The 807-nt window shown below is 73.7% G+C and carries 1 pseudogene; it reads left to right on the forward strand.

Going from position 1 to position 807, the window contains the following annotated elements:
* Positions 1-807 (forward strand): annotated as a pseudogene (locus D7Y13_RS41885) (hypothetical protein); the annotation flags it as partial.

The raw sequence follows: 807 nt of genomic DNA on the forward strand, positions 1-807 counted from the left end.
GGACGCGGTGGTGCTCAGCTACTTCTCCTGCCGCGCGTGCGGCACGTGCCTGCGGGGACAGCCGGCGTATTGCGAGCAGGGCACGGCGGGGAATGTTTCGGGTGCGCGGCCGGATGGCTCCTTCCCCATGCGGTGGCGCGGGGCGCCGGTCCGCTCCAGCTTCTTCCATCAGTCGTCGTTCGCGACGCACGTGTTGGCGCACCAGCACAACGCGGTGAAGGTGGACGCGGCGGCGCCGCTGGAGCTGTTCGCGCCGCTGGGCTGTGGCTTCCAGACCGGGGCGGGCGCGGTGCTGGAGGCCGCCGTGCTGGCGGGGCACGTGGCGCTGCCGGAGGCGCTGTCCGCGTCCCCCGTGAAGCCCCTGGCCAAGGCCGCGAAGAAGGCGCTCTACCGGCTGCGCTCGCGCGGCGTCACCCCGCCCGAGGCGCCCCGGGAGTCAGCGCCCGCGGCGGCCCCGGAGGCGCTGCCGACGCTGGTGACGCTCGTCTCCTCCAATGGGCAGTACGGCCTGCTGCTCACGCGCGTGGTGAGGGGCGGCGTGGAGCTGCTCCAGGTCATCGCGTCGGATGAGCAGGGCGTGCTGGAGCTGACGCGCACGGAGGTGAGCCGGGGGGAGGTCCGCCGCATCCTCAAGCACGCGCAGCAGAACCGCTTCGGCACCGAGGTCTCCCGCGAGGAGGGGGCCACGCTGCTCGCGGAGGCCGCGGCCCTCAACCTGCGCACCCGCACGCCCTTCCCGCCGGACCTGGAGGCGGCGCTGCGCCACCATGGGGTGCAGCCCCTCCACGCTGTCTCTTATACACCTCT

The organism is Corallococcus praedator, from assembly GCF_003612125.1.
Classification (GTDB): Bacteria; Myxococcota; Myxococcia; order Myxococcales; family Myxococcaceae; genus Corallococcus; species Corallococcus praedator.